Below are 24,685 nucleotides of genomic sequence, written 5' to 3' on the forward strand. Positions count from 1 at the left end.
GATTATTCTGGAGCATCCGGTAGGCGGCTTCCGCCAGCCAGGTCTTGCAGACCTTCTCGCTGCCGCGCGGCGCGCGGATCGTGCGGGTCGGGTCGAGGCGCGGGTCGGTGAAGTTCGGTTGGTTCATTTGTTCGAGTCCGTCGAGTCTGGATAGCAAGCTGGAGGGCTGCGCCCGCGGAGGTCCAATGAGCGCTGCAACGTGGACTAAGTCTACCGCCGCCAAGTTGTATATACAACTCGTTTCGAGCAAACGCGGGTTAGTAGTTACCCTGGCGAAAATGGCAGAGATTGGCCTGCGTGAGCGAGGAACCGGTAGCGAGGCTGCGAAACTTTGTCTAGACAAGAAGTCTGCAAACAGCCAGACACGACGCATGGCGCGTGGACGCAGTCAGACCGCTCGCGCAAGCGAAAAAGGCGGGATCAAGGCAGGTAGGGATCACGAGGGACGGAGCGCAGAGGGCCAGGCCGGTGGACTGCGGTTCTCAGCAAGACTGCGGGCAATGGGCGGCCTCGCCGCCCGGGTTCAAACGGTACCCGCCAGATGAAATCGCGAAGCCGGGTGCCACAGGCGCACGGAAGTCGCCACATGACGCCCCACCCACGTGCGCCGCAGCAACAGCAGGCAGGGCTCGCCGATTTCCATCTCCAGATACTGCCGCACGCGCGCGTCGGGCTTCTGCGCGTAAATGCGGAACTCGGCGCGCTGGATCGGCGCGAGGCGCACCATGTAGTGATTCGGCGTTTCGACGGTGAAGTCCTGGGCGAGGTAGTCGGGGAATACCTCGGGATTCACGTAGCGATCCTCGTACTGGATCGGCTCGCCCTCCTCGCTGTGCACGATGCGCGAGTGGAATACCGGCCCGGCGTCGAGTTCGAGCGCCGCGATCGCATTCGGATCGTCGCTCGCCTCCAGCCCCAGCACGCGCGCCGCATGCCGATGGCCGCGCGCCGCGATTTCGTCGGCGATATTGCGGATCTGCAGCACCGTCGATTCGTACTGGCGCGGCGCCACGTACGTGCCCGAGCCGCGCACGCGGTTCAGCACGCCTTCGGCCATCAACTCGCGCAGCGCGCGCGACACCGTCATGCGCGCCACGCCGAACTCTTTCACCAGTTCCGTTTCGGAAGGCACGACGTCGCCGGGCCCCAAGGCGCCGCTTTCGATCTGCGCGAGCACATGGCGCTTGATCTGCTCATAGGCGGGCAACGGGGCACTGCGGACCGTCTTCTTTTGCATGGTCTCGATCTTCGAATGAACGGGTGGTCGCCGCAGCGATGGCCGCCAGTTGCGGCGTGGGCTTGCAGCTTCAGGCGGCCACATTGTACCGCCCCTTAAAGCGGCCCCTACGCAGGCTCGGCCACGAGCGCGGGCTGCCAGCGCGCGAGCACCACGCAGGCGCGCACGCCCCGCCCGTCCGCGCCCGGACTCAGGCTCACCGCGCCCCGATGCGACTGCGCGATCTCGCGCACGATCGCGAGACCCAGACCGGTGCCCTCCGTCTCCGCGGCGGCGCGGAAGAAAGGCTCGAAAACGCGCGCCCGCGCTTCCGCGGGAATGCCGCGGCCGTCGTCGAGCACTTCGAGCGCGACCGTCTCGCCGCTCGCCCGCACCGACACGGTGACATGCCCGCCAGCCGGCGTGTAGCGCAGCGCGTTGTCCACGAGATTGCTGACCATCGCGCGCAACAGTTCGCGATGCCCCTGCACCACCGCCTCGCCAATCTCGCGCGGCAGCTCCGCGCCGAGATCGATACCGCGCCTCTGCGCGAGCAGCGCGAGCGCCTCGACCACTTCGCGCGCGAGCTGCGCCATGTCGACGGGCGCGGCCGGCAACTGCGCCGGGTCGAGCGCCTCGGCCTGCGCGAGCAGCAGCAACTGGTTCGTGAGCGCGACCATCGAGCGGTTGCTCACGTGCATGGCCGCCAGCACTTCGTCGAGCGCGGGATCGACGGCCTTTTGCTGGCGCGCGTACTGCAACTGCGTGCCGAGCAGCGTGAGCGGCGTGCGCAGCTGGTGCGCGGCATCGGCGATGAAGCGGCGCTGCGCCGCCGTCTGCGCCGAAAGGCGTGCAATGCATTGATTGATGGCTTCCACGACGGGCCGCAGTTCGGCATGCAGCCCTTCGGCGCGAATAGGTTCGAGGTGCGAAGGATCGCGGTCCGCCACGTCGTTCTTGAGCTTCATGAGCGGACGCAGCTCGAACGTGAGACCGATGCAGGCGAGCGCCACGGCCAGCATCACCATGCCGATCTGGCGATAGAGCTGGGGACGCCACAGCGCCTCCACCATCGCGTCGCGCGAGCGCTCGGTCTTGCCAACCGAGACACGCACGCGCCAGATGCGGCCATTGTCGTACATGGAGCGCACCACGCTCACGGCGCGCACGGCCTGGCCGCGCAGATCCGCGTCGTACGCCACAGGCGAATCGACGGCGGGCGCCGAGGCCGCATGCGGAAAATCGGGCATGCCCGCGAGCAGCGAGCCGCCCTCCACGTGCACGTTGTAGAACACCTGATCCTGCTGCGGCGAGGCGAAGAGTTCGAGCGCCGCGGGCGGCACGTCGGCGCGCAGCGCGCCATCGGCCCATTGCACGGAACCGGCGATCATGCGCGCGGACGACAGCAGCCGGCCGTCCTGCACCAGATCGGCGGTATGGCGCGCAGCGCGGTACTCGGAGGTCGCCGTGAAACTCACGTAGAGCGCGAGCGGCACGAGCATCCACCACAGCAGGCGAACGCGCAGGCTACCCGTCATGTCGGCACGCGCAAGTCGTCATAGCGTTTCATCCTTCCTGCGCAGCAAATAGCCGAGGCCGCGCAGTGTCACGATCACGGCCGAGCTGCCTTCGAGCTTCTTGCGCAGCCGAGACACGTAGATTTCGATGGCGTCCTCGCTGGGTTCGTCGGCGAGCGTGAAGATCGCATCGACGAGCGCGGCCTTCGAAACGGTCTGGCCGAGGCGCAGCGCCAGCGTTTCGAGCACCGTGCGCTCGCGCGGCGTGACGTTCAGCGGCGCGCCCTTCAGCGTGAACTGGCGTGTGTTGAGGTCGAACACGAGGTCCCCGCAGCCGATCTCGTTCGCGCGCGCGGGCGTTTGCCGGCGAATCAGCACCTTGATGCGCGCCACCAGTTCGCGCACCTCGAACGGCTTGACGAGATAGTCGTCGGCGCCGGCGCCGAGCAGCTCCACCTTTTCGTCGATCGAGCCGCTCGCCGTGAGCACCATCACGGGCGTCGCGTCGCCGCGCTGGCGCAGCCGACGCAGCACGTTCTTGCCCGAGAGCTTCGGCAAATTGAGGTCGAGCAGCACCACATCGTAGTGGTTGGACTGCAGCAGGTGGTCGGCGGCTTCGCCGTCCTGCACGGCGTCGAAGGCGAACGCCTGCTCCTCCAGCGTCTTGACGAGCCAGTGCGCCAGCGTGGGATTGTCTTCGATCAGCAGCAACTTCATGGGCGGGTACGGGCAAAGGCGAAGGCCGTTTCGGGGGAATCGATTGTGCCGCTGCCGGCGCGCCGCCGCCCTGCGGGTTAACACGGACGATTTTGCACGGCGCCCGAAGGCTGGCAGAAGGCTTACGGTTTTTATAATCGGCTGCATCCACCAAAAAGCGCCCGCATGGACGGCGCACACCTTCAGGAGACTCCACGATGCCTACCTTGCGCCAGATCGCCGCTGTATCGAGTGTCGCGTTCGCCCTCGCCGCCGGCTCCACGGCTGCCCACGCGGAAAAGATCACGATCATGGTTGGCGGCGCAACCAAGATCATCTATCTGCCCGCCAAACTGACCGAGCAGCTCGGCTACTTCAAGGACGAGGGCCTCGACGTCGAAATCCAGTCGCAGCCGGCCGGCGTGGACGCGGAGAACGAACTGCTCGCGGGCGCGGTGCAAGGTGTGGTGGGCTTCTACGATCACACCATCGACCTGCAGAGCAAGGGCAAGGAAGTGCAGACGCTCGTGGTGTTCGGCCAGGTGCCGGGCGAAGTGGAAATGGTGTCGAACGCGGCGGCCGGCACGGTCAAGAGCATGGCCGACGTGAAGGGCAAGACGCTCGGCGTGACGGGCCTCGGCTCCTCCACGAGCTTCCTCACGCAGTACCTCGCGCAGCGCTCGGGCGTGCCCTCCAACCAGTACACGCTGCTGCCGGTGGGCGCGGACAACACCTTCATCGCGGCGATCAAGCAGAACCGCATCGACGCCGGCATGACCACGGAGCCCACGGTCTCGCGTCTGCTGCAAACCGGCGACGCCAGGGTGCTCATCGACATGCGCACGCTCGAAGGCACGCGCGCGGCGCTCGGCGGCACTTACCCCGCTTCGAGCTTCTACGTGCAGCGCGCCTGGGCGCAGTCGCACAAGGACGAAGCGACGAAGCTCGCGCACGCGTTCTCACGTACGCTCAACTTCATCGCCACGCATAGCGCCGACGAAATCGCCGCGAAGATGCCGAAGGACTACTACGGCAACAACAAGGATCTCTACGTGGCCGCGCTGAAGTCTTCGCTGCCGATGTTCACGAAGGACGGCCGCATGCCCGCAGACGGCCCCGATACGGTGCTCAAGGTGCTCTCGGCGTTCAATCCTTCGGTGAAGGGCAAGCACATCGACCTCGCGAAGACTTACTCGAACGACTATCTGCCGGCTGCGACCGCCACGGCGTCGAAGTAAACCACGCAACCGGCCCCACGTTCAGCCCACTGAGACAATGACTTCCTCCCATTCCCAAGGCACGCCGGCCATCGAGCTGCGCAATGTTTCGTGCCGCTTCATTTCACCGGACGGCAAGGCGACCGTCGCCCTGCGCGACTTCAGCATGTCGGTCGCGCGCGGCGAGTTCGTCGCGATCGTCGGGCCCACGGGCTGCGGCAAGTCCACCACGCTCAGCATGATCACGGGCCTGCTCAAACCCACCACGGGCGAAGTGCGCGTGATGGGCGCGCCCGTGAACGGCATCGATCCGCGCATCGGCTTCGTGTTCCAGGCCGACGCCGTGTTCCCGTGGCGCTCGGTGCTCGACAACGTGGCGGCCGGTCCGCTCTATCGCGGCCGCTCGAAGTCGGCGGCCTACGAGGAAGCCAACGAATGGCTGCGCCGCGTGGGCCTCGCCAACTTCGGCAAGCACTATCCGCATCAGCTGTCGGGCGGCATGCGCAAGCGCGTGGCGCTGGCGCAGACGTTCATCAACAAGCCAGAAATCCTGCTGATGGACGAGCCGTTCTCGGCGCTCGACATGCAAACGCGCACGCTCATGCAGGACGAGCTGCTGCAGCTGTGGGGCGGCACGGGCTCGGTCGTGTTCGTCACACACGACCTCGAAGAAGCCATTGCGCTCGCCGACCGCGTGTTCGTGCTGACCGCGCGCCCGGCCACGCTCAAGAAGGTCTACGAGATCGATCTGCCGCGCCCGCGCGTAACGTCCGAAATCCGCTACGCGCCGCACTTCGTCGAACTGTCGCGCCAGATCTGGCACGACCTGCGCGAAGAAGTGCAGATCGCCTAACACCGGAGCCGTTCACTATGTCCACCCCGCAACAAACCCTGCCGCAAGGCCTCGATACCGCCTCGCTCGACGCCGTCGAGCGCGCCGCGCAGAAGCGCATTCGTCAGCGCAATCTGCTCGTCATTTCGCTGCGTATTCTCGTGCTCGTCGTCGTGCTCGGCGGCTGGGAACTCGCCGCGCGCCTCAAATGGATCGACCCGTTCTTCTTCTCGATGCCCACGGCGATCTTCGACCAGATCATCGACTGGTTCGTGAACGGCACCTCGCAGGGGCCGCTGCTCACGCAGGTCTGGGTCACGCTGGAAGAAACGGGCCTCGGCTTCATCATCGGCTCGGTGGCCGGCGTGTTCTGCGGCATCGTGCTTGGCCGCAACAAGCTGCTCTCCGACGTGTTCAGCCTCTACATCAAGATCGCCAACTCGATTCCGCGCGTGGTGCTCGGCTCGGTGTTCGTGATCGCGCTGGGGCTCGGCATGGCGTCGAAAGTGGCGCTCGCCGTGGTGATGGTGTTCTTCGTGGTGTTCGCCAATGCGTTCCAGGGCGTGCGCGAGGCCGACCGCTACATGATCGCCAATGCGCAGATTCTCGGCGCGTCGCGCCGCCAGGTGACGACCTCGGTCGTGATTCCCTCGGCGCTTTCGTGGATTCTCGCGAGCCTGCACGTGAGCTTCGGCTTCGCGCTGGTCGGCGCCGTGGTGGGTGAATTCCTGGGTTCGAAGCAAGGCATCGGCTTGCTGATCTCGACGGCACAGGGCGCGTTCAATGCGAGCGGCGTGTTCGCCGCGATGATCGTGCTCGCTGTGGTCGCGCTGGCCGCCGACTATGTGCTTACCGCGCTCGAGCATCGCTTGCTCAAGTGGCGGCCCACGCCTTCGAACTGATTCAGTCAGCTTCCCCTGTCCGGACCGCGTGAGACGCGAGAGCTTGCCTGGTCCGTGATCCGCGGCGCACTGCCAGTGCGCCGCGTTTTTTTGCCTGGCGCGCCAACAGTTACTTCGGCTGCTCGACCGTGCGCAGATACGGTTTGAGCGTCTTGAAGCCCTGCGGATACTTCTGCTTCGCCGCCTCGTCGGAAACCGAAGTCGGGATGATCACGTCGTCGCCCGGCTTCCAGTTCACCGGCGTCGCCACCGTGTGCTTCGCGGTGAGCTGCAGCGAATCGAGCAGGCGCAGCACCTCGTCGAAATTGCGGCCCGAACTCATCGGGTAGACGAACATCGCCTTCACCTTCTTGTCCGGCCCGATGAGAAACACGGCGCGTATCGTGGCGTTGTCGGCCGCCGTGCGCGGGCTGGCGCCGCTCGCGTTCGGGTGGATCATGTCGTAGAGCTTCGCGACGTGCAGATCCGGGTCGCCGATCATCGGATAATTGACGGCGCTCCCCTGCGTTTCCTCGATGTCCTTCGCCCACCTCGCGTGGTCGTCCACCGGGTCAATGCTCAGACCGATGATCTTCGTATTGCGCTTGTCGAACTCCGGCTTGAGCTTCGCCATATAGCCGAGTTCCGTCGTACAAACGGGCGTGAAGTCTTTCGGATGCGAAAACAGAATGGCCCATTGGTCGCCGATCCATTCGTGGAAACGGATCTTGCCTTCGGTGGTCTCCGCGGTGAAATCGGGTGCATCTTCTCCAAGACGAATCGTCATCTTCTGTCTCCTGAATGCAGTGATTTACAGCTCGTGAGGGGATCTGCTCGCGCGCGAAAGTGGTTCCCGCTTCTGCATTTTAGGTAGTCCGCGTGACGCTTATGAAATTTCTTTATGGTTTCATTTTTATTACAACAATCATACATTCAGCCCTCATTTAGCGTTAAAAACCTGCATCGGCACGCTATCGCAGCCTTGACATCCACTCCGCATGAAGCGAATAATGCGTCGTTCGATAATCGAATCCGCGTTCGAATTACGAACACGAGAATAACAAGAACGGGCTGGCCGCCTTGCCGTGCATATTCGCGCGTGCAAGGCGTGATATGAACCCGCTGCGCCGGGGCGGCATCGCCTCTCGCTGATGGAGGAGCCGCACCTGCCTCCCCGCCCACCACGCGCCTGGCTCGCCAGCCGCACGGTGCCGGGACCACCCGCATGCAACGCCTCCTGTCCGCTCCGGCCAGCCAGTAGCCACACGCTACGAACTAGCGCAAAGAGCATGAAAAGAGACCTCCAGACTGAAACGCGCGATTCCCGCCAAGGTGTCGTCGCCGCCCTCGTGTATGTTTTCGAGCGGGTCATGCCCGACCCCTTCGTTCTGTCCATCTGCCTCACCTTCTTCGTCGCTGTGCTCGCGCTCGTCATTGCGCCGCACGGCAATCTCCCGACGCTGCTCAGCTCCTGGTACGAAGGCACGTTCGGCATTCTCGGCTTCGCGCTGCAGATGATCCTGATCCTCGCCACGGGCTACGCCATTGCCGAAGCGCCCGTGATCCAGCGCGTGCTGCGCGCGCTCGCGGCCAAGGCGCAAACGCCGGCGCGCGCCGCGCTGCTGGTGTTTCCGGTGGTCGCGATCGCCGCGTGGCTGAACTGGGGCCTGGGCCTGATCGTGGGCGCGCTGCTCTCGCGCGAAATCGCGAAGCGCGTGAACGTGGATTTCGCGTGGCTCGTGGCGGGCAGCTATTCGGCATGGTCGATCTGCAATAGCGGGCTCTCCAGCTCGATCGCCCTTTCGCAGGCCTCGCACGGCAACGCGCTCAATCTCGTGGAAAAGGCGACGGGCCAGGTGATTCCGCTCAGCCAGACCGTCTTCGCGCCGTTCGTCTTCATCCCCACCGTGCTCGTGGTGGTCGTGATGACGTTCATCTTCATCCGCATGCATCCGAAGCCCGAGCACGTGGCGCCGTTCAGCCAGGCGGCCGAAGCCGAAGCGAACGATGCCGGCGCCAGCGACGACCCGCACGCGCGCGTCGGCAACGGCACGCCTTCGTTCGCATCGCGCCTCGAGCAGTCGATGCTCGGCACGCTGCTGCTGATCGTGCTCGGCGCGGGCTATCTGGCGATGGAATGGAGCGAAAAGGGTTTCGATCTCGACATCAACACGACGATCCTGATCTTCCTGCTGATCGGCCTCGCGCTGCAGCGCACGCCTATCGCCTACGCGAACGCCATTCGCCGCGCCGCGCGCCAGACCGGCTCCATGCTGCTGCAGTACCCCGTGTACGGCGGCATCATGGGCGTGATGAAGGGCACGGGCCTCGCCTCGATGATCGCCAAGGCTTTCGTCACGATCGCCACGCCGCTTTCGCTGCCGCTCTGGAGCTATCTGAGCTCGCTCATCATCACGCTGCTCGTGCCGAGCGCGGGCGGCCACTGGGCCGTGCAAGGGCCGTTCGTGCTGCCCGCCGCGCTGAGCCTGCACGCCTCGGTGCCGCGCACTGCCATGGGCGTGGCGATGGCCGAGAACGTCTCGAACATGCTGCAGCCGTTCTGGGCCGTGCCGATCGTCGCGATCGCGGGCATCCGCATCCAGCGCGTGATGGGCTATACCGCGGTGACGTTCGCCGTGTCGCTCGTGATCTACGCCGCCGCGCTCTGGCTCGTGCCCTGAGCGTCGAGCGGTTGCGCCACGAAGGAAGGCGCTGCGCCGGCCGCTCTTAGCGGTTCGGGCAGCGCCTTTTTTTCATGCGGCGCGCGTGAGCCGCGCTGGCCTCGCGGCTCGCGAAGATCGGCGACAATGGGCAAGCCTCGACGGCGGCACGCCGCCCCGAATCGATCTGCGATGCGAACCAGGAGACTGCCATGACCGCCAGCGCGCCGCCCAACCCACCCTCATCGTCATCGTCCGGCTCCGGCGAAGACGGCGGCGAGCTCGATCCGCGTTTCGTCGAATTCGCGCGCCAGGTGTTCGACACCGCGCGCCGCGGCGAAGCCAACACGCTCGCCACGCTCATCGAACAAGGCCTGCCGCCGAACCTTCGCAACGAAAAAGGCGACAGCCTCGTGATGCTCGCGAGCTATCACGGCCACGCCGCCGCCGTGCGCACGCTCGTGCAGCACGGCGCCGACCCCAATCTGCGCAACGACAACGGGCAAACGCCGATCGCGGGCGCGGCCTTCAAGGGCTACGCCGACGTGATCAGCACCCTGCTGGAAAACGGCGCCGACGTGGAAGGCGCCTCTCCCGACGGCCGCACGGCGCTGATGATCGCCGCCATGTTCAACCGCTCCGACATCGTCGACCTGTTGCTGGCGCGTGGCGCGAACCCGGCGGCGCACGACGCCGCGGGCAACACCGCGCTCGACGTGGCGAACGCGATGGGCGCGGTGGACACGGCCACCCAGCTCGCCGGGAAAAGCGGCGGCAAAAACGCGTGAAAAGAGCGCGTGAATCTTGGGGCGCGATGGGCAGGCACGCGAAACGCTGCAAAACGCATAACGGCACGCGCGATCCTGGTGTCACTCCTGGTTTGCATACAACGCGCCGCCAGGCGACGCTATCCATGTAACACCCGTGCGTGCAGCGCCAGTGCGGGGCAGGCGATTTTCCACGAGCCGTGATATCGTTTTGTCATCGGATTCGAAGTCTGCACGCACCCGTCAATCGAACTCTGTTACTTTCGCGAGCGTCGCCATGAGTGATGTACGCCACCATCTGAGTCCGCGCGATCGCGTGGAGCTGCTCTGCTGGCTCACCTGCGGGAGCCTCGGGGCCTACTATCTCAACGAATCCTGGCCCAACGCTGCCTTTCACGTCCAGGCGGCGCACAAGTGGCTCGACCGTCACGCGCGCGAGGCCGACTGGCTCGCGATCGCGCGCCTCGCCGCCATGGCGCAGGACATCGCGCAGCAGCACGCATGGTTCGTGGACGCGGTCTGGGCGCGCGACGCCGTCGAGGAAATTCTCGACACCGACGACCTGAACTACCAGGCCAAGCTCGTCCTGCAAGTGCTCAAGGACTGCGAACGCGCGCTCGCCGACCGCCGCCCCGCCGACTAGAACGGAATCCGATAAGCGGGGTTCCCCACACAGGCCACGCGTTTCTCCATCAAATGATGGACGCGTGGCGGTTATCCTCAGAACATACTCCCGCTTGCAGCGCCGGCCCCCCTTTTCCTCTTCGCCGGCCGCTCGCCCACGCGGGAGAACCCAGATGACTCGCCCCCTCGCCCTGACGTTCGCCGCCGCGCTGCTCGCGTTGGCGTCGGCGAGCCCTGCTGCGCTCGCGCAAACCGGCGGCCACACAACCGCCCTCAACGCCGCCCGGCCCATTCAGCTGCAAAAAGTCGCGAAGCCGGCGCCCAAAGCCCAGGCAACCGCGAAAGCCACCAAGCCCGCTCCGCAATCGCTGCGCTGGCTGATGTCCGAATCTCCATGAAACGAACCGGCGCGCCCGCGCCAGGTTCGCCCCTCGCCACCCCGCCTCGAAGCGCAGCCGTCGCAGCTCAGGACTGCGACGGCTTCGCGCTGTCTGCCGCCGGCGGCGGAGTTGCCGGCGTCCAGCCATAACCGAGCGCCTTGTACAGGCTCACGATCTGCGCGAGTTCCTGGTCCTGCAGCGACGACTGCTGCAATTGCGCGTTGAAGAGACTGCGCTCGGCGTCGAGTACTTCCAGATAGCTCGTGTAGCCGCCTTCGTACAGATCGCGCGCGACTGACGTGTATTCCGTGAGCGCGGCCACCTGGCGCGTCGTCGAATCCAGCTGATCGCGCGTGCGCGCGACGCCCACCAGCGCATTCTCGACATCGGCGAACGCCTGCTGGATCGCCTGCTCGTAGTTAAAAAGCGCTTCCTGCTGCACGGCTTCGGCCTGATGCACGCCGCCCGCGATCGCGCCGCCCTCGAAAATCGGCTGCGTGACCGCGCCCGCAAACGACCATACCCGCGCGGGGCCGGTCCAGAGCCCCGAGAGCGCCGTGCTCGCCGCGCCGAACAGACCCGTGAGCGAAATCTGCGGGAAATACAGCGCGCGCGCCGCGCCGATCGACGCATTCGCCGAAACGAGCGTTTGTTCGGCCTGCAGAATATCGGGCCGCCGCTCCAGCAGCGTCGACGGCAGGCCGGCGGGAATGGCGGGCGCAGTGAGCTCGGTGATCGACTTGCCGCGCGGAATCGGCCCCGGATTCTGGCCCAGTAGCAGCGAAATGGCGTCTTCCTGGGTCGCGATCTGTTGCTGGATCGAGTACACGGAGGTCTGCGCCGACTGGTACTCCGACTGCGCCTGGCTCACCTGCAACCGCGAAACGACACCGCCCGCATAGCGCTCGTTGAAGAGATCGAGCGCGCCCTTGCGGCTTTCGAGCGTGTCCTGCGCGATGACGAGCTGATTGTCGAAGTCGCGCAGCTGCAGATACGACGTGGCCACGTTCGCGATGATGGCGATGCGCGTGGCCTGCTGCGCGGACTGCGTGCTCATGTAATCGGCGCGCGCGGCTTCGGTGAGCCTGCGCAAGTGGCCGAATAAATCGAGTTCCCAGGACACTGCGCCGTTCAGCTCCACCTGGTTGCCGACCACGGGCGGGAAGCCGGGCGCCGGCACGCCACGGCTGCGCGACGCACCGAAGTTCGCCGACACCTGCGGGAACAGGCCCGCGCGCGTCACGACGTAACGCCCGTAGAACTCCTCGACGCGGGCCGCCGCAATCAGCAGATCCTTGTTCTGCGTAAGCGCCCTCGCGACGAGGTCGTTGAGCACCGGGTCGTTGAACTGCGTCCACCAGTCGAGCGTAGTATCGACGGCTTCCGCCTGCGGCGAGGCGTAGCGAAACGTCGACGGCGTCTCGACCGCCGGGCGATGATAGTCGGGCCCGACCGCGCAGGCGCCAAGGCAAGCCGTCGCAATGGCCAGCCCGAGCGGCCGCAGCTTGCGATTGGCGAGATTCAAACGTGTCTTCATCGCTCAGCCCTCCTGCGAAGGCGGCGCCACGGGGGGCGTGCCGGGATGCGGCGTGGCGTCCGTTTTCTTGCGCGACGAGAGCGTTTCCAGTCCCCAGAAGAACATCGGAATGAAGAACAGCGCGATCACCGTGGCGCCGAGCATACCCGCGATCACGCCGGTGCCGAGCGAGCGCCGGCTCGCGGCCGATGCGCCGCTGGCGATGGCGAGCGGCACGCAGCCCAGGATGAACGCGAGCGAGGTCATGATGATCGGCCGCAGACGCAGCTTGGCGGCATGCAGCGCCGCCTCGTACGGCGACATGTTCTCCTTCTCGCGCATTTCGACGGCGAACTCGAAGATCAGAATGGCGTTCTTCGCCGCGAGCGCGATCAGCACGGTCAAGCCGATCTGGAAGTAGACGTCGTTTTCCATGCCGCGCAACAGGATGCCCACCAGCGCCCCGAAAATCGCGAATGGCACGGCCAGCAGCACGCCAACCGGCAGCGACCACTTCTCGTACTGCGCCGCGAGAATGAGGAACACCATCAGCAGTGCGAAGCCGAACACGAGCGCCGCCGTCGACCCGGCCTTCTTCTCTTCGTACGCCTGGCCGCTCCATTCGTAGCTGTAGCCGTCGCCCAGCACTTCGTTGGCGATCTGCTCCATCGCCGCGATCGCCTCGCCCGAGCTGCGGCCCGGCGCCGCGTCGCCGGTGATCTTCGCCGCCGGGAAGTTGTTGAAGCGGTTGACGATGTCAGGTCCAGGCACGAAACGCGAAGTCGTCACGGCCTTGATCGGCACCATGTCGTTGTTGCGGTTGCGCACATAGAGCTGCTGGATATCGTCCGGGCTCAAGCGGTATTGCGGTTCGGCCTGGATGATCACCTGGAACAGACGGCTGCCCTTCGGGAACTGGCTCACGTACAAGGAACCGAACATCGTCTGGAGTGCAGAATAGATGTCCTGAACCGGAACGCCGAGCGTCTCCGCCCGCTCGCGGTCCACTTCCACGAGCAACTGGCGAGAATTCGTGTTGATGGTCGAATTCACGCCGCGCAGCGCCGGGTTCTGGCGCGCCTTCGCAATCACCTGGCGCACCTTGTCTTCGAGCTGCTGATAGCTGCCGTCGCCGGTGCTCTGCAGCCAGAACTCGAAGCCGCCCGTTGTGCCGAGGCCCGGAATCGACGGTGGATTGAGCGGCACGACCACGCCGTCCTTGAACGTGGAGAACGCCTTGGTGGCGTCGCGGATCAAGTCCTGCGCGGTGCCGTTCTCGCCGCGATCCTTGAAGCCCTTGAGCGTCACGAACAGCGTGCCCGCGTTCGACTTGTACTGCGAGTCGATCAGGCTGTAGCCGATCGGCGCCGCCACCGAACTCACGGCAGGCTGTTTCGCGAACCAGTCTTCCGCTTTCTTCGAAAGGTCGCCGGTGCGGTCCAGACTCGCCGCGTCGGGCATCACGACCGCGCCGAACAGATAGCCCTGATCCTCCACGGGCAGGAACGACGATGGAATATGTTTGAACAGGCCGACGGTTGCGATCAGCATCACGACGATCAGCCCGATGGAGAGGATCACGCGGCGTATCGCCGTCTGCACCCAGCTGCCATAGCCGTTGGTCAGGTTATCGAACTTCTCGTTGAACCAGCGGAAAAAGTGGTTCTTCTTGTGCTCGCCCGGCTTGAGCAGGATGGCCGCGAGCGCGGGCGAAAGCGTGAGCGCGACGATACCCGAAAGCACCACCGAGACCGCGATCGTCACCGCGAACTGCTTGTAGAGCTGCCCCGTGATGCCCGAGAGAAACGCCACCGGGATGAACACCGCGAGCAGCACCAGCACGATCGCCACCACCGGTCCGCTCACTTCGTCCATCGCGCGCTTGGCCGCTTCCTTGGGTGGCAGCTTGAACTCGCTCATGTTGCGCTCGACGTTTTCGATCACCACGATCGCGTCGTCCACCACGATACCGATGGCCAGCACCATGCCGAACAACGTGAGCATGTTGATCGAGAAGCCGAACGCCTCCATGCCGATGAACGCGCCGATGATCGACACGGGCACCGCGAGCAGCGGCACGAGCGTCGCCCGGAAGCTTTGCAGGAAGATGTACACCACGATGATCACGAGAATCACCGCATCGCGCAGCGTATGGACCACCTCGTTGATCGACTCGTGCACGAACTCGGTCGTATCGAGCGCGACTTCATACTTGAGACCGGGCGGAAAGTTCTTGTTCAACTGCTCGAGCGTCTGGCGCACCTGCTTGGCCACTTGCAGCGCATTCGCGCCCGGCTGCTGATACACGGCGAGCAGCGTGGCCGTCTTGCCGTTGTAGCGGCCGCGCAGCGAATAGTCCTTGGCGCCCAGATCCGCGTGGCCGATGTCCTTGAGGCGCACGATCGCCGCATCGCCCGACGCCGCGCGCAGGATGATGTTGTCGAAATCGGCGGGCTCGGTGAGACGGCCCTTCGTCGTCACCGGGAAGGTCTGGTTCACGGGCTTGTCGGTCGGCGCCTGGCCGAGCCGGCCCGCGGAGAACTGCTGGTTCTGCTGCGCAATCGCGTTCTGCACGTCGGCCACGGTAATGCCGAGCTTCGCCATGCGGTCGGGCTTGAGCCACACGCGCATCGCATAGTCGGCAGAACCGAAGATCGACGCCTGGTTCGCGCCCGGAATGCGCTTGAGCGCGTCGAGCACGTAGACGTTCGCGAAGTTCGCCACATAGGACGCATCGTAGGCGTTATCGGGCGAATAGATCGCGATCACCATCATGAACGCCGACGAGCGCTTCTGCACCGACACGCCCTGGGCCGTCACCGAGTCGGGCAGGAAAGGCAGCGCGAGGTTCACGCGGTTCTGCACGTCCACCTGGGCGAGCGACGGATCGGTGCCGATATTGAAGTAAACCGTGAGCGTCATGTTGCCCGTCGAGGAACTCGACGAGTTCATGTACATCATGTTGTCCGCGCCGTTCACCTGCTGTTCGATCGGCGCGGCCACGTTCTGCGCGACGATATCGGCGCTCGCGCCCGGATACGTCGCGCTCACCGTGATGGTGGGCGGCGCGATGTCCGGAAACTGCGCGATCGGCAGGTTGAACATCGACACCAGACCGGCGACGACGAGCACGATCGAGAGGACCGACGCGAAAATTGGCCGGTCAATAAAGAAGTGGGAGAACTTCATCGTTCAGCCTCCCGCGGCGGGCGAGAACGTGACGTCCACGCGGCGGGATTTGTCGGGCGGATCGTTGGCGACGATCTGCGCCGGCTTGCGCATTTCGATGCGCTCGGTTTTCACGCCGGCCACGACCAGCGCGGCGCGCACCGTGCCTGCGCGGGCGGCCGCGAGACGCTGGTTCGCGGCTTGCGAGCCGCTCGAATCGGTGTAGCCCGAAATCACCACGCGCATGCCCGGCTCGGCGACGAGACGGCGCGCCACGGCCGCAAGCGCGTCGGCCGACTGGGCGTCGAGGCTCGAACTGCCCGACGCGAAGTAAAGCGCGGTGCGTTCGCCCATCACGTCGGCAGCGCCGGATGCCGCGCGCGGTTGCGCGGCGATCGTGCCCGCGCCGGCCTGCGCGTTGGCGCTGGCATTCGCAGCCGCCGGGCCGGAAGCCCCGGCCGCGCCCGCTTGCGCCCCGCCGCCTGCGCCGGCGCCGGGCCCGCCGATATTGACAGTTGCGGGCGGCGTGGCCACGAGGTTCGCCTTGACCGGCGCACCGGGCATGAGCCGCAGCGTATTGTCGATGACGACATGATCGCCCGGATGCAAACCCGACTTGATCACCCAGTCGTTGCCATTCCATTCACCCGTTTCCACCACACGCTGCTGCGCCTTGCCGTCCTTGTCGACGGTCCACACATACGCGCCGCGCGGCCCCTGCTGCACCGCCGACTGCGGCACGGCCACCGCGGAAGTCCGCAGCGCGCCCAGCAGCTTGATACGCACGAACTGACCGGGCCGCAGCGACCCCGTGGGGTTAGGCATGGCGGCGCGAATCAGGTAGGTGCCGGTTTCCGAACTGAGCGAGGCATCGGTAAACGCGATGTGACCGCGTTCGGGATAGATGCTGCCGTCGGCGAGCACGATCACCGCTTCGAGCTTACCGACGGGCGGCAGCTTGAGCGTGCCGTTCTGCGTTTGCGTGCGCAGATCGAGCATCTCGTTCTCGGAGAGCGAGAAGTTGATCCACATGGGATCGAGCTTCGCCACATAGGTGAGCAGGCTATTGGTCGCATCGATATACGAACCGTCCTGCTTCTTCGCAAAGCTCGAAAGACCGGTGACGGGCGCAACGATCTTCGTATAGCCGAGATTGAGCGTCGCGCTGATGACATTCGCCCGCGCGCCTTCGACCGCGGCGGCGGCCGCCTGCTCCTGGCCGACCGAGTCGTCGAGATCCTTCTGGCTCAACGCGTTCTTCGCGGCGAGCGGACGCACGCGATTGAGGTTGGCCTGCGCGGTGACGAGCCGCGCCTTCTGCTGCGCAAGCTCGGCCTGCGCGGCGTCGAGCGCGGCCTCGAAGGGCTTGCGGTCCATGACGAACATCACGTCGCCCGCATGGACCAGCGAGCCTTCTGTATACACGCGCTTTTCGAGGAAGCCGTTCACGCGCGCGCGAATTTCGACCTGCTGCGAGCTTTCTGTCTGCCCTACGTATTCAAAGACCACCGGCACGTCGCGCAGCGCCACATTGATCACGTCGACGTTTGCGGCAGGTCGTGTTTCAGCAGCAGGTTTGTTGTCATGACATGCAACGACGCTAACCAGCAATCCAAGCGACAGACACAAGCTGGCCACCCGAAATCCGTGAGTCATGCTGTTCTCCGTTGTTATCGACGATCTGCGCTGGACCGACGAACCCCAAATCAGGCGCGCGCGGGCGATCGAGTCGGATCAAATCGCCAAACTGACTTTGGTGCTCGAACAGATACTACTGTTTTTCGGGAGAACGCTGAATCAGGACGGCCAAAAAGTCGCACGCGATGACGAGACGGCACTCGTGGAGCAATAGTGACCGAAATCGTTTCGAAATCCGAAACGAAGGTGCGCTAATGGTTCGTTAACGTGCGCATGAATATGCGCCACGCTCGCGTAGGGACAAAGGGAGAGCGCGTGAAGCGGAGATTGCGGACGCACGGAAAATGCGTCGCGTGAACTGCGGACGGGAGAACTTAGAGGCGTGTCGCAGCCGTCGCAGCGGCGGCTGCAACACGCGTTGCGAATCAGGCGGCGCGATCGAGCCGGCGCACCGTGCCGAATTCCGCACACGAAAGCGTGCGCATGAGCAGCGCCATGGCCTCGGCCACGCGGCGGCGATCGAGTTCGACGTGCAGGCAAGCGAGATCGCTGCGGCGATCGATATCGATTGTATGCACGCCGAGCGCGCTGCCAACCAGACCATGCAACGTGCAGCGAGCGAGTTGCGCTTCACTCGTGGGCACGCGCACGACCAGTTGCACCGTTGCGCGATGAGTTGCCGGGTGAAGCGGCTTGCGCGCATTGCGCAGCGAGATGACGGGCCGCGGCGCGGCGGCGGAGCGGGCACCTCGGGAAATCGGGCCCTGCGAGACGATAGACGGCATACGTGTTGTGCGCACGCCGCCGTTCGGGGCGGCGCGCTTGAGTTGAACACGAACCGATTCTAGGCAGCGCCGCGTAAACGTCTGGTAAATAAACAGGACACGGCCGCTAAAAGTGCGTAGCGGCCGAAGAGAGGTCTCAATCGAGCGGACGGCCCGCCGGCTCGCGAATGAGCGGCAGTGCGAGCAATGAGACCGCGCCGCAGCCGATCAGATACCAGGCGGGCGCGAGCGGATTGTCGAGCAGCTTGATGAGCCAGGTCGCGAAGAACTGCGCGAAGCCGCCGAAGATCGACACGCCCACGCAATACACCACCGACATGCCCGTCACGCGAATCGACTGAGGAAAGAGTTCGGGCAGCATCACGATATTGGGGACCGCCGTGAACGCGACGATCGCGCCCAGCACGGCCACGACCGCGAGCACGGTGGCGACGCTCGGCATGGCGTGGATGATCATGAAGGCCGGATAGATCACGGCGATCAGCAGCACGCGCGAGACACCCATCACCCACTTGCGGCCCAGGCGGTCGGAAAGCGAGCCGGCGAACGGCGAGCAGATCGCCGTGACGAGCGCCGCGACGAGGGCCGCGCTCATGCCGACCGACATCGGCAGGCCGAGAATCTTGATCGCATAGGTCGACATGTAGAACAGGACGATATAGTTCGCTGCCGTGCCGCCGATGGTCGTGACGACGCCGGCTGCGAGCGCCGTGCGATGACGCCCGAAAATCTCGCGCAGCGGCCGCGCCATGTCGGCCACGGGTTCGGCGTCTTCGGCTTCGACGGGGTTCGCGAGCGTTTCGTCGAGATGGCGGCGGATATACACGCCCACCGGCACGACCAGCATGCCGATCACGAACGGCACGCGCCAGCCCCAGCTTTCGAGCGCGGCCTGCGAGAGCATGGTGGACAGCGCCACGCCGATGAGCGCGCCGCACACCGTGTTCAGGCCCTGGCTCACGAATTGCCAGCTGCCGTAGAAGCCCCGCGAACGGTCGTCGGCGTATTCGAGCAGGAGCGATGTCGAGGCGCCCACTTCGCCGCCCACCGCGAAGCCCTGCACGAGACGCGCGAGCAGGATCAGCGCGGGCGCCGCGAGCCCGATCTGCGCATAGGTGGGCGCGAACGCGATGAGCGCCGAGCCTAGCGCCATGAGCCAGAGCGTGAGCGTCATGGCGGCCTTGCGGCCCACGCGGTCCGCAAACGCACCGATCACGATGCCGCCGACCGGACGCACGACGAAACCCACGCCGAAGCTGCCGACGGCGAGCATCAACTGGTTCAGCGAGCCATGCACCGGGAAGTACAGCGAGCCGATGATCGAGGCAAAGAAGCTGTAGACCGTGAAGTCGAAGAACTCGAGCCCGTTGCCGAGCGTGATCGCGAAGATGGCCTTCGCGCGCGAGCGGCGCGTGGAAGCCGGGGCGGCAGCGGTCGGCGCCTGAATCGACGTGGCGTTCATCGGGTGTCTCCTCGTGTGTCTCGTGTCTCGTATCGTGGTGCGTGCGCCCGCTGGCTGCGGGCTTCAGCCGCGCAGGAAGCGCTCGGCGAGCTGCACCCAGTATGCCGCGCCGGTGGCGAGGCAATCGTCGTTGAAGTCGTAGCCGGGGTTGTGCACCATGCAGCCGCCCTCCCCGTCGCCGTTGCCGATGATGAGATAGCTGCCCGCGCAGCGCTCGAGCAGGAACGAGAAGTCCTCGCTGCCGGTGAGCGGCGCCATGTCGTGAATGAGGCCGTCTTCGCCGAGCCAGTCGCGCGCCACATCCTGCGCGAACGCCGTCATCGCCGCGTCGTTCACGAGCACCGGGTAGCGGCGCTGGTAGTCGATGCGCGCCGTCGCACCGTAGGCGCTTGCCTGCGCGTGCACGAGCGCGGTGATGCGCTCCTGCAGCAGGTCGCGCACTTCGGGGCGCAGCGCGCGCACCGAGAGGCGCATCTGCGCGGTTTGCGGAATCACGTTGGGGGCGTCGCCCGAATGGATCGCGCCCACAGTGACGATCGCCATGTCGAGCGGCGGCACGTTGCGCGACACGATGGTCTGCAGCGCGAGCACGACGTTGGCGCACACCACCACCGGGTCGATCGCCTTATGCGGCACCGCGCCATGACCGCCGCGCCCGTCGATGTCGATGATCACCGTGTCCGACGAAGCCATGAACGGGCCCGCGCGAAAACCGAGCTTGCCCGTGGGGAAGCCCGGCATGTTGTGCATGGCGAACACGGCGTCGCAGGGAAAGCGCTCGAAAAGGCCTTCGTCGAGCATGCGCTTCGCGCCGCCCAGGCCTTCTTCGGCGGGCTGGAAAATGAGGTGCAGCGTGCCGCTGAAGTTGCGCGACTGCGCGAGATGCTTCGCCGCCGCGAGCAGCATGGCGGTGTGGCCGTCGTGGCCGCACGCGTGCATCTTGCCCGGAATGCGGCTCGCGTAATCGAGGCCGGTGTTTTCGTGGATGGGGAGCGCGTCCATGTCGGCGCGCAGGCCGAGGCGCTGCTTGCCGTCGCCCACCTTGAGCGTGCCCACGACACCCGTGCCGCCGAGCCCGCGGTGCACCTCGTAGCCCCACTCGGTGAGGCGCTGCGCGACGAGGTCGCTCGTGACGAATTCTTCGAAGCCCAGTTCGGGATGCGCGTGGATCTCGTGGCGCAGCGCGATCATCTCTTCTTCGATCGCGGCGATTGCGGCCGGGATAGCCATCGTGTTCATACGAATTCTCTCCAGAGGGGACGACGAATTCGCTCGAGAATAATGACGTCTGTTTGGCGCCGACAGCCCTAAAATAGTTGGCCCGCCAACCAGAAGTGCGCACTCGGGTTATCCCTTATGAAGTTCCACCAGTTCCGCGCGCTCGTCGCCATGGCCGATACCGGCAGTATTCGCGCGGCCGCGCGTGCGCTCGGCATCTCGCCGGCGGCGGCGACGAAAGCGGTGCGCGAGCTCGAAGCCGAGCAGCAAATCGCGCTCGTCACGCGCAATGCGAACGGCATCGCCTTCACGGAAGCGGGCCAGGCGCTGCTCGTCCATGCGCGGCTGGTCGTGCACCAGATGTCGCGCGCCCAGGACGAACTCGATGCGCGGCGCGGGCGCGGCGGCGGCAAGCTCGCGATCGGCGTGACGCCGTGGCTCGCCCTCTCCTTTCTGCCCGACGCCGTCACGCTGTTTCGCGAGCGCATGCCCGGCATGCAGCTGGAGTTCTACGAAGGCCTGCTCAATATCGTGATGCCACGCCTACGCGACGGCTCGCTCGACTTTTCGCTAGGCAAGCCCGGTCCTGCTTCGCTGCACGCAGAATTCACGCAGACGCCGATCTTCGCCACAGAGTCGGCCGTGGTGGTACGCAAGGACCATCCGCTCTCGCAGGCACAATCGCTGAAAGAACTTCAGGATTGCGAATGGTTGCTCAACTGGGACCCGGCCAGCAAGGAGATGATCGCCGACGACGTCTTCCTGCGTCACGGGTTGCCGATGCCGGACAACGTGCACCTGGCGCATTCGTTCGTGGTCGCGATGGGGCTCATCATGAACACGGATATGGTGAGTATCTTTCCGTGGCCGCTGGTGGAGACACGCTTTGCGCGTGATAACTTGCGTGCGCTCGCGCTTCAGGAGGAGGTGGATCGGACGGTGGTGAGCGTGGTCGCTCGGCGTGGCGTGCCGCTTTCTGCCGCGGCTGAGTGCTTTCTGGAGTGCCTCAAGGAGGCGATTCATGCCGGCGAGGCGTCTGCTAATCCTGAGCGCAGGCGGCTTTATCACTCGCTCGAGTTGCTGATTTGATTTGTTTTTGTTTTGGCTGTTTGGGCCGCAAAAAACACAGCAAAAAAACTCAGAACGAAGTCCCAATCTGAAACTGAAACTTCTGATACTGATCACCGGCGTGCCTGACGATCGGGAACCCCAGATCAAGCTTGAGCGGTCCAATCGGCGAGATCCATTCAAGCCCCGCGCCATAGCTATAACGCAAGCCGTTCGCCCCGGTGCTGCTGCCTTCGGTACCCCACACATTACCGCCATCCACGAAAGTGAAGACGCGCAGCGTGCGGTCATAACCCGTGCCAGGCAGCGGAAACGTCAGCTCGATATTGCCCACCACCATCTTCGATCCGCCGATAGGATCGTTCGTCGTCGTATCGCGCGGCCCGAGTGAGCCCGACTCGTAACCGCGCACCGACCCGATCCCGCCCGCATAGTAGTTCTTGAAGATCGGATATGGCTTGCCGCCCAGTCCGTTGCCGTAGCCGCCCTGGAAGTTCAGCCCCAGCACGAAGCCGCGCGCGAACGAGTAGTAATACTGCATTTGCGCATCGCCCTTGTAGTACTGCGTGCCCGCCGGCGTGCCGTATTCGGCATTGGCCTGCGCGTAGTAGCCGCGGCTCGGCACCAGCGCGCTGTCGCGGTTGTCGCGCGACCAGCCCACGGTGAGCGGCACCGTGTTCGAGACGCGGCCGAAATCGTTCACGTAGTCCTTATAGGTCTGTGGCGTGTTGGCGTCGACATCAAGGCGGTCCTGCTCGACGCCGAGGCCGAAATACACCATGTCGGTCTCGGAGAACGGAATGCCGAACTTCATATCCGCGCCGTACGAAATGATCCGAAAGCTCGTGTCGTTCGTGCTCGAGTAGTAAAGCGGCTCGGTCGTGCGGTAATAGACGTCGGTAATGCGCTTGATGCCGTCCACCGTGAAATACGGATCGACCTGCGTGACCGAAAGCGTGCGGTACGTCGTGGCCGTATTTACGTTCAGCGAGAGGCTGTTGCCGGAGCCAAATACGTTGTCCTGCGAAATGCCCGCCGAGATGATCGGCCCTTCGCCCGATCCATAGCCGAGGCCTAGCGAAAGCGTGCCGGTGGGCTTCTCGGTCACCTTCACGTTCACGTCCACCTCGTCCGGCGTGCCTTCCACCGGCACCGTGGTCACGTCCACGTCGGTGAAGTAGCCAAGGCGATTGATACGGTCTTTCGAAAGCGCGAGACGGTTCGAATCGAACCACGAGCTTTCGAGCTGGCGCATTTCGCGGCGCACGACTTCGTCGCGCGTGCGTGTGTTGCCGGTGACGTTCACGCGCCGCACGTACACGCGGCGGCTCGGGTCCACCTGCAGCGTGAGCGCAACCGTGTGGTCCTTCTGGTCGATCTCCGGCAGCGCGTTCACGGTCGCGAACGCGTAGCCGTATTCGCCGAGCTTGTCGACGATCGCCTTGGTCGTGTCCTTGAGCTTTTGCGCCGAAAAACGCTGCCCCGGCTTGACGCCCACGAGCTTCTTCAACTCCGCCTCGCGGTCGAGCAGATTGCCGGCCATCTTCACGCTCGAGATCGTATAAGGCTCGCCCTCGTGAATCCCGATCGTCAGATACATGTCCTTCCTGTCGGGCGACAGCGAAACCTGCGTCGAATCGATATTGAACTCGAGATAGCCGCGGTCGAGATAGTACGAGCGCACGTTATCCAGGTCACCCGTGAGCTTTTCCTTCGAGTACAGGTCGTTCTTCGTGTACCACGAGAACCAGTTCGGCGTGGAGAGCTGCATTTCATCGAGCAGCGTGCCGCCGCTGAACGTGTTGTTGCCGATGAAATTGATCTGGCGGATCTTCGCGCTCGGCCCCTCGACCACGGAGAACAGCAGCCCGACGCGATTGCGGTCGATCGGCGTGACCGTCGTCGTGACTTCGGCCGCATAGTAGCCGCGCGTGAGGTACTGGCGCTTGAGTTCCTGCTCCGCCTTGTCGACGAGCGCCTTGTCGTAGCTCTGGCCCGGCGAGAGCCCGACCGACTTGAGCGCCTTCGTCAAGTTATCCTTATCGAATTCCTTGATGCCCGCGAAATCGATCGTGCCGATGGCGGCCCGCTCCTGAACCTGCACGATCACGGTGCCGCCCTGCGTGGAAATGCGCACGTCGCTGAAGAGGCTCGTCGCGTACAGCGTGCGAATGGCGTCGGAGGCCTTGTCGTCGGTAAAGGTCTCGCCCTGCTTGATCGGCAGATAGGCGAACACGGTGCCCGGCTCGATGCGCGTCAGCCCGTCGATGCGGATGTCCTGGACCACGAAGGGCTCGGTGGCGTGCGCCGCAGCGGTCACGCCGATGCCGAAGCCGGCGAGAGTCAGTGCGCGTGCATAGCGCGCCGTGGTAGTTGATGCCGTCATGCGGAAGGTCGAATGTGAAGCCAACGAAGGAGCCGTGGGAGTGCCGAATGCGCCATGACCGGCGCGAGACGCGCGCGGCCGGCATCCACGGATGCGGGGTGTACAACGGGTGCGCCACGCGAGGCCGGCGCGCCACGCCTATTGCATGCTCGCGCGGCCAGGCAGGCGCATCTTCGCGAGCCCTGTTGCGAGCGAGAGCACCTCGGTCATGTGCACGGCCTGCGCAGGCTGCAGACGGAACGACAGTTCGGCGCCGCCGGGCAGACGAAAACTCACCACGAGATGCTGCACGTCGCCCGACTCGCGGCCAACCTCCCAGGCCTCACAAGGCATGGTGAATTTCACGCTAGCGGTCTTGTGGCGAATGCGCTCGGAGCGGCCAATCGCGTTGGAAAGTGCGGCGAGCAGTTCATGCATCACCGAGCAATGCAGCGCGACGCTATCCGGCTGATTGCCGTTCACCATCAGGTACTGGCCGTCCGCAGTCAGCTCGAAATCGCGCAGGGAATGAATGGCAAGAGCCGGGGACGAGGGCATGTGCGGCGCTCCGTTACAAAAGCATCGGCGGAGTCTAGTGCGCTGGGCGCGGTGTGGGCGTTACCCCTGCATTACAGGGATTACTTTCATCAATATTGCGCCGTGACTGCGTTCAGT

At 64.9% G+C, this 24,685-nt stretch carries 21 protein-coding genes; 9 read left to right on the forward strand and 12 right to left on the reverse strand.

Going from position 1 to position 24,685, the window contains the following annotated elements:
• Positions 1-523 precede the first annotated feature (523 nt).
• From hutC to AB4Y42_RS41010, 3 genes are all read right to left on the reverse strand, one after another.
• A complete protein-coding gene (hutC, locus tag AB4Y42_RS41000; RefSeq protein WP_342925242.1) occupies positions 524-1,237 on the reverse strand; it encodes a histidine utilization repressor in 714 nt (237 codons plus the stop codon).
• Between the two features lie 107 nt (positions 1,238-1,344).
• The gene (locus AB4Y42_RS41005; protein WP_368697507.1) at positions 1,345-2,754 is read right to left on the reverse strand and encodes a sensor histidine kinase; all 1,410 of its coding nucleotides are present in this window, start codon (positions 2,752-2,754) and stop codon (positions 1,345-1,347) included.
• Positions 2,755-2,772: 18 nt separating this feature from the next.
• Positions 2,773-3,450: a response regulator gene (locus AB4Y42_RS41010; RefSeq protein WP_110384766.1), complete on the reverse strand. Its 678-nt coding sequence runs from the start codon at positions 3,448-3,450 to the stop codon at positions 2,773-2,775.
• Between the two features lie 197 nt (positions 3,451-3,647).
• On the opposite strand from AB4Y42_RS41010, the gene AB4Y42_RS41015 reads away from it, so the two are divergent.
• From AB4Y42_RS41015 to AB4Y42_RS41025, 3 genes are read left to right on the forward strand one after another with little or no spacing between them, the layout of a single operon-like run.
• The gene (locus AB4Y42_RS41015) at positions 3,648-4,667 is read left to right on the forward strand and encodes an ABC transporter substrate-binding protein (RefSeq protein ID WP_368697508.1); all 1,020 of its coding nucleotides are present in this window, start codon (positions 3,648-3,650) and stop codon (positions 4,665-4,667) included.
• A 37-nt stretch (positions 4,668-4,704) separates the two neighbouring features.
• Positions 4,705-5,499, forward strand: coding sequence for an ABC transporter ATP-binding protein (locus tag AB4Y42_RS41020; protein WP_368691279.1), 795 nt, complete (start codon positions 4,705-4,707; stop codon positions 5,497-5,499).
• 17 nt (positions 5,500-5,516) lie between these two features.
• Positions 5,517-6,380: an ABC transporter permease gene (locus AB4Y42_RS41025; protein WP_133184759.1), complete on the forward strand. Its 864-nt coding sequence runs from the start codon at positions 5,517-5,519 to the stop codon at positions 6,378-6,380.
• Between the two features lie 109 nt (positions 6,381-6,489).
• On the opposite strand, the gene AB4Y42_RS41030 is transcribed toward AB4Y42_RS41025, so the two are convergent.
• On the reverse strand, positions 6,490-7,146 hold the full coding sequence (locus tag AB4Y42_RS41030) for a peroxiredoxin (RefSeq protein WP_368697509.1): 657 nt from the start codon (positions 7,144-7,146) through the stop codon (positions 6,490-6,492).
• A 502-nt stretch (positions 7,147-7,648) separates the two neighbouring features.
• Between AB4Y42_RS41030 and AB4Y42_RS41035 the strand changes: the two genes are divergently transcribed.
• The 4 genes from AB4Y42_RS41035 (at position 7,649) to AB4Y42_RS41050 (ending at position 10,808) form a co-directional block, all read left to right on the forward strand.
• A complete protein-coding gene (locus tag AB4Y42_RS41035; RefSeq protein WP_368691278.1) occupies positions 7,649-9,040 on the forward strand; it encodes a short-chain fatty acid transporter in 1,392 nt (463 codons plus the stop codon).
• Between the two features lie 191 nt (positions 9,041-9,231).
• Positions 9,232-9,807, forward strand: a complete 576-nt coding sequence (locus AB4Y42_RS41040) for an ankyrin repeat domain-containing protein (protein WP_368691277.1) — start codon at positions 9,232-9,234, stop codon at positions 9,805-9,807.
• Between the two features lie 256 nt (positions 9,808-10,063).
• On the forward strand, positions 10,064-10,429 hold the full coding sequence (locus AB4Y42_RS41045) for a hypothetical protein (RefSeq protein ID WP_028205078.1): 366 nt from the start codon (positions 10,064-10,066) through the stop codon (positions 10,427-10,429).
• 154 nt (positions 10,430-10,583) lie between these two features.
• Positions 10,584-10,808, forward strand: coding sequence for a hypothetical protein (locus AB4Y42_RS41050; protein WP_368697510.1), 225 nt, complete (start codon positions 10,584-10,586; stop codon positions 10,806-10,808).
• A 67-nt stretch (positions 10,809-10,875) separates the two neighbouring features.
• Here the strand turns inward: AB4Y42_RS41050 and AB4Y42_RS41055 are convergent, their stop codons facing one another.
• From AB4Y42_RS41055 to AB4Y42_RS41065, 3 genes are read right to left on the reverse strand one after another with little or no spacing between them, the layout of a single operon-like run.
• Entirely contained in the window at positions 10,876-12,327 is a 1,452-nt protein-coding gene (locus AB4Y42_RS41055) for an efflux transporter outer membrane subunit (RefSeq protein ID WP_368691275.1), read from the reverse strand.
• A 3-nt stretch (positions 12,328-12,330) separates the two neighbouring features.
• The gene (locus AB4Y42_RS41060; RefSeq protein ID WP_368691274.1) at positions 12,331-15,495 is read right to left on the reverse strand and encodes an efflux RND transporter permease subunit; all 3,165 of its coding nucleotides are present in this window, start codon (positions 15,493-15,495) and stop codon (positions 12,331-12,333) included.
• A gap of 3 nt (positions 15,496-15,498) precedes the next feature.
• On the reverse strand, positions 15,499-17,130 hold the full coding sequence (locus tag AB4Y42_RS41065) for an efflux RND transporter periplasmic adaptor subunit (RefSeq protein WP_368691273.1): 1,632 nt from the start codon (positions 17,128-17,130) through the stop codon (positions 15,499-15,501).
• On the opposite strand from AB4Y42_RS41065, the gene AB4Y42_RS41070 reads away from it, so the two are divergent.
• On the forward strand, positions 17,129-17,326 hold the full coding sequence (locus AB4Y42_RS41070) for a hypothetical protein (protein WP_368691272.1): 198 nt from the start codon (positions 17,129-17,131) through the stop codon (positions 17,324-17,326). The genes AB4Y42_RS41065 and AB4Y42_RS41070 overlap by 2 nt on opposite strands.
• 211 nt (positions 17,327-17,537) lie before the next feature.
• On the opposite strand, the gene AB4Y42_RS41075 is transcribed toward AB4Y42_RS41070, so the two are convergent.
• The 3 genes from AB4Y42_RS41075 to AB4Y42_RS41085 form a co-directional block, all read right to left on the reverse strand.
• Positions 17,538-17,912 carry a hypothetical protein gene (locus tag AB4Y42_RS41075; RefSeq protein WP_368691271.1) on the reverse strand — a complete coding sequence of 125 codons (375 nt, stop codon included), beginning with the start codon at positions 17,910-17,912 and terminating at the stop codon, positions 17,538-17,540.
• Positions 17,913-18,033: 121 nt separating this feature from the next.
• Positions 18,034-19,359: an MFS transporter gene (locus AB4Y42_RS41080; protein ID WP_368697511.1), complete on the reverse strand. Its 1,326-nt coding sequence runs from the start codon at positions 19,357-19,359 to the stop codon at positions 18,034-18,036.
• 63 nt (positions 19,360-19,422) lie between these two features.
• Complete coding sequence (locus AB4Y42_RS41085; protein ID WP_368697512.1) at positions 19,423-20,598, reverse strand: M20 aminoacylase family protein; 1,176 nt, start codon at positions 20,596-20,598, stop codon at positions 19,423-19,425.
• 117 nt (positions 20,599-20,715) lie between these two features.
• On the opposite strand from AB4Y42_RS41085, the gene AB4Y42_RS41090 reads away from it, so the two are divergent.
• Entirely contained in the window at positions 20,716-21,666 is a 951-nt protein-coding gene (locus AB4Y42_RS41090; protein ID WP_368691268.1) for a LysR substrate-binding domain-containing protein, read from the forward strand.
• A 49-nt stretch (positions 21,667-21,715) separates the two neighbouring features.
• Here AB4Y42_RS41090 and bamA read toward each other — a convergent pair whose 3' ends face one another.
• Together bamA and AB4Y42_RS41100 are read right to left on the reverse strand one after the other, a co-directional pair.
• A complete protein-coding gene (gene bamA / locus AB4Y42_RS41095) occupies positions 21,716-24,031 on the reverse strand; it encodes an outer membrane protein assembly factor BamA (protein WP_368691267.1) in 2,316 nt (771 codons plus the stop codon).
• A 138-nt stretch (positions 24,032-24,169) separates the two neighbouring features.
• Complete coding sequence (locus AB4Y42_RS41100) at positions 24,170-24,568, reverse strand: hypothetical protein (RefSeq protein ID WP_028205068.1); 399 nt, start codon at positions 24,566-24,568, stop codon at positions 24,170-24,172.
• Between the last annotated feature and the right edge of the window lie 117 nt (positions 24,569-24,685).

It is taken from the genome of Paraburkholderia sp. EG286B (assembly GCF_040965655.1).
In the GTDB taxonomy this organism is placed as follows: Bacteria; Pseudomonadota; Gammaproteobacteria; order Burkholderiales; family Burkholderiaceae; genus Paraburkholderia.

Coding starts and splice junctions, on each gene's coding strand:
- AB4Y42_RS41080 (WP_368697511.1), bottom strand. CDS start 19,359: ATGAACGCCACGTCGATTCAGGCGCCGACCGCTGCCGCCCCGGCTTCC.
- AB4Y42_RS41070 (WP_368691272.1), top strand. CDS start 17,129: ATGCTGTTCTCCGTTGTTATCGACGATCTGCGCTGGACCGACGAACCC.
- AB4Y42_RS41065 (WP_368691273.1), bottom strand. CDS start 17,130: ATGACTCACGGATTTCGGGTGGCCAGCTTGTGTCTGTCGCTTGGATTG.
- AB4Y42_RS41035 (WP_368691278.1), top strand. CDS start 7,649: ATGAAAAGAGACCTCCAGACTGAAACGCGCGATTCCCGCCAAGGTGTC.
- AB4Y42_RS41085 (WP_368697512.1), bottom strand. CDS start 20,598: ATGAACACGATGGCTATCCCGGCCGCAATCGCCGCGATCGAAGAAGAG.
- AB4Y42_RS41090 (WP_368691268.1), top strand. CDS start 20,716: ATGAAGTTCCACCAGTTCCGCGCGCTCGTCGCCATGGCCGATACCGGC.
- AB4Y42_RS41005 (WP_368697507.1), bottom strand. CDS start 2,754: ATGACGGGTAGCCTGCGCGTTCGCCTGCTGTGGTGGATGCTCGTGCCG.
- AB4Y42_RS41015 (WP_368697508.1), top strand. CDS start 3,648: ATGCCTACCTTGCGCCAGATCGCCGCTGTATCGAGTGTCGCGTTCGCC.
- AB4Y42_RS41025 (WP_133184759.1), top strand. CDS start 5,517: ATGTCCACCCCGCAACAAACCCTGCCGCAAGGCCTCGATACCGCCTCG.
- AB4Y42_RS41030 (WP_368697509.1), bottom strand. CDS start 7,146: ATGACGATTCGTCTTGGAGAAGATGCACCCGATTTCACCGCGGAGACC.
- AB4Y42_RS41045 (WP_028205078.1), top strand. CDS start 10,064: ATGAGTGATGTACGCCACCATCTGAGTCCGCGCGATCGCGTGGAGCTG.
- AB4Y42_RS41060 (WP_368691274.1), bottom strand. CDS start 15,495: ATGAAGTTCTCCCACTTCTTTATTGACCGGCCAATTTTCGCGTCGGTC.
- bamA (WP_368691267.1), bottom strand. CDS start 24,031: ATGACGGCATCAACTACCACGGCGCGCTATGCACGCGCACTGACTCTC.
- hutC (WP_342925242.1), bottom strand. CDS start 1,237: ATGCAAAAGAAGACGGTCCGCAGTGCCCCGTTGCCCGCCTATGAGCAG.
- AB4Y42_RS41040 (WP_368691277.1), top strand. CDS start 9,232: ATGACCGCCAGCGCGCCGCCCAACCCACCCTCATCGTCATCGTCCGGC.
- AB4Y42_RS41020 (WP_368691279.1), top strand. CDS start 4,705: ATGACTTCCTCCCATTCCCAAGGCACGCCGGCCATCGAGCTGCGCAAT.
- AB4Y42_RS41050 (WP_368697510.1), top strand. CDS start 10,584: ATGACTCGCCCCCTCGCCCTGACGTTCGCCGCCGCGCTGCTCGCGTTG.
- AB4Y42_RS41055 (WP_368691275.1), bottom strand. CDS start 12,327: ATGAAGACACGTTTGAATCTCGCCAATCGCAAGCTGCGGCCGCTCGGG.
- AB4Y42_RS41100 (WP_028205068.1), bottom strand. CDS start 24,568: ATGCCCTCGTCCCCGGCTCTTGCCATTCATTCCCTGCGCGATTTCGAG.
- AB4Y42_RS41010 (WP_110384766.1), bottom strand. CDS start 3,450: ATGAAGTTGCTGCTGATCGAAGACAATCCCACGCTGGCGCACTGGCTC.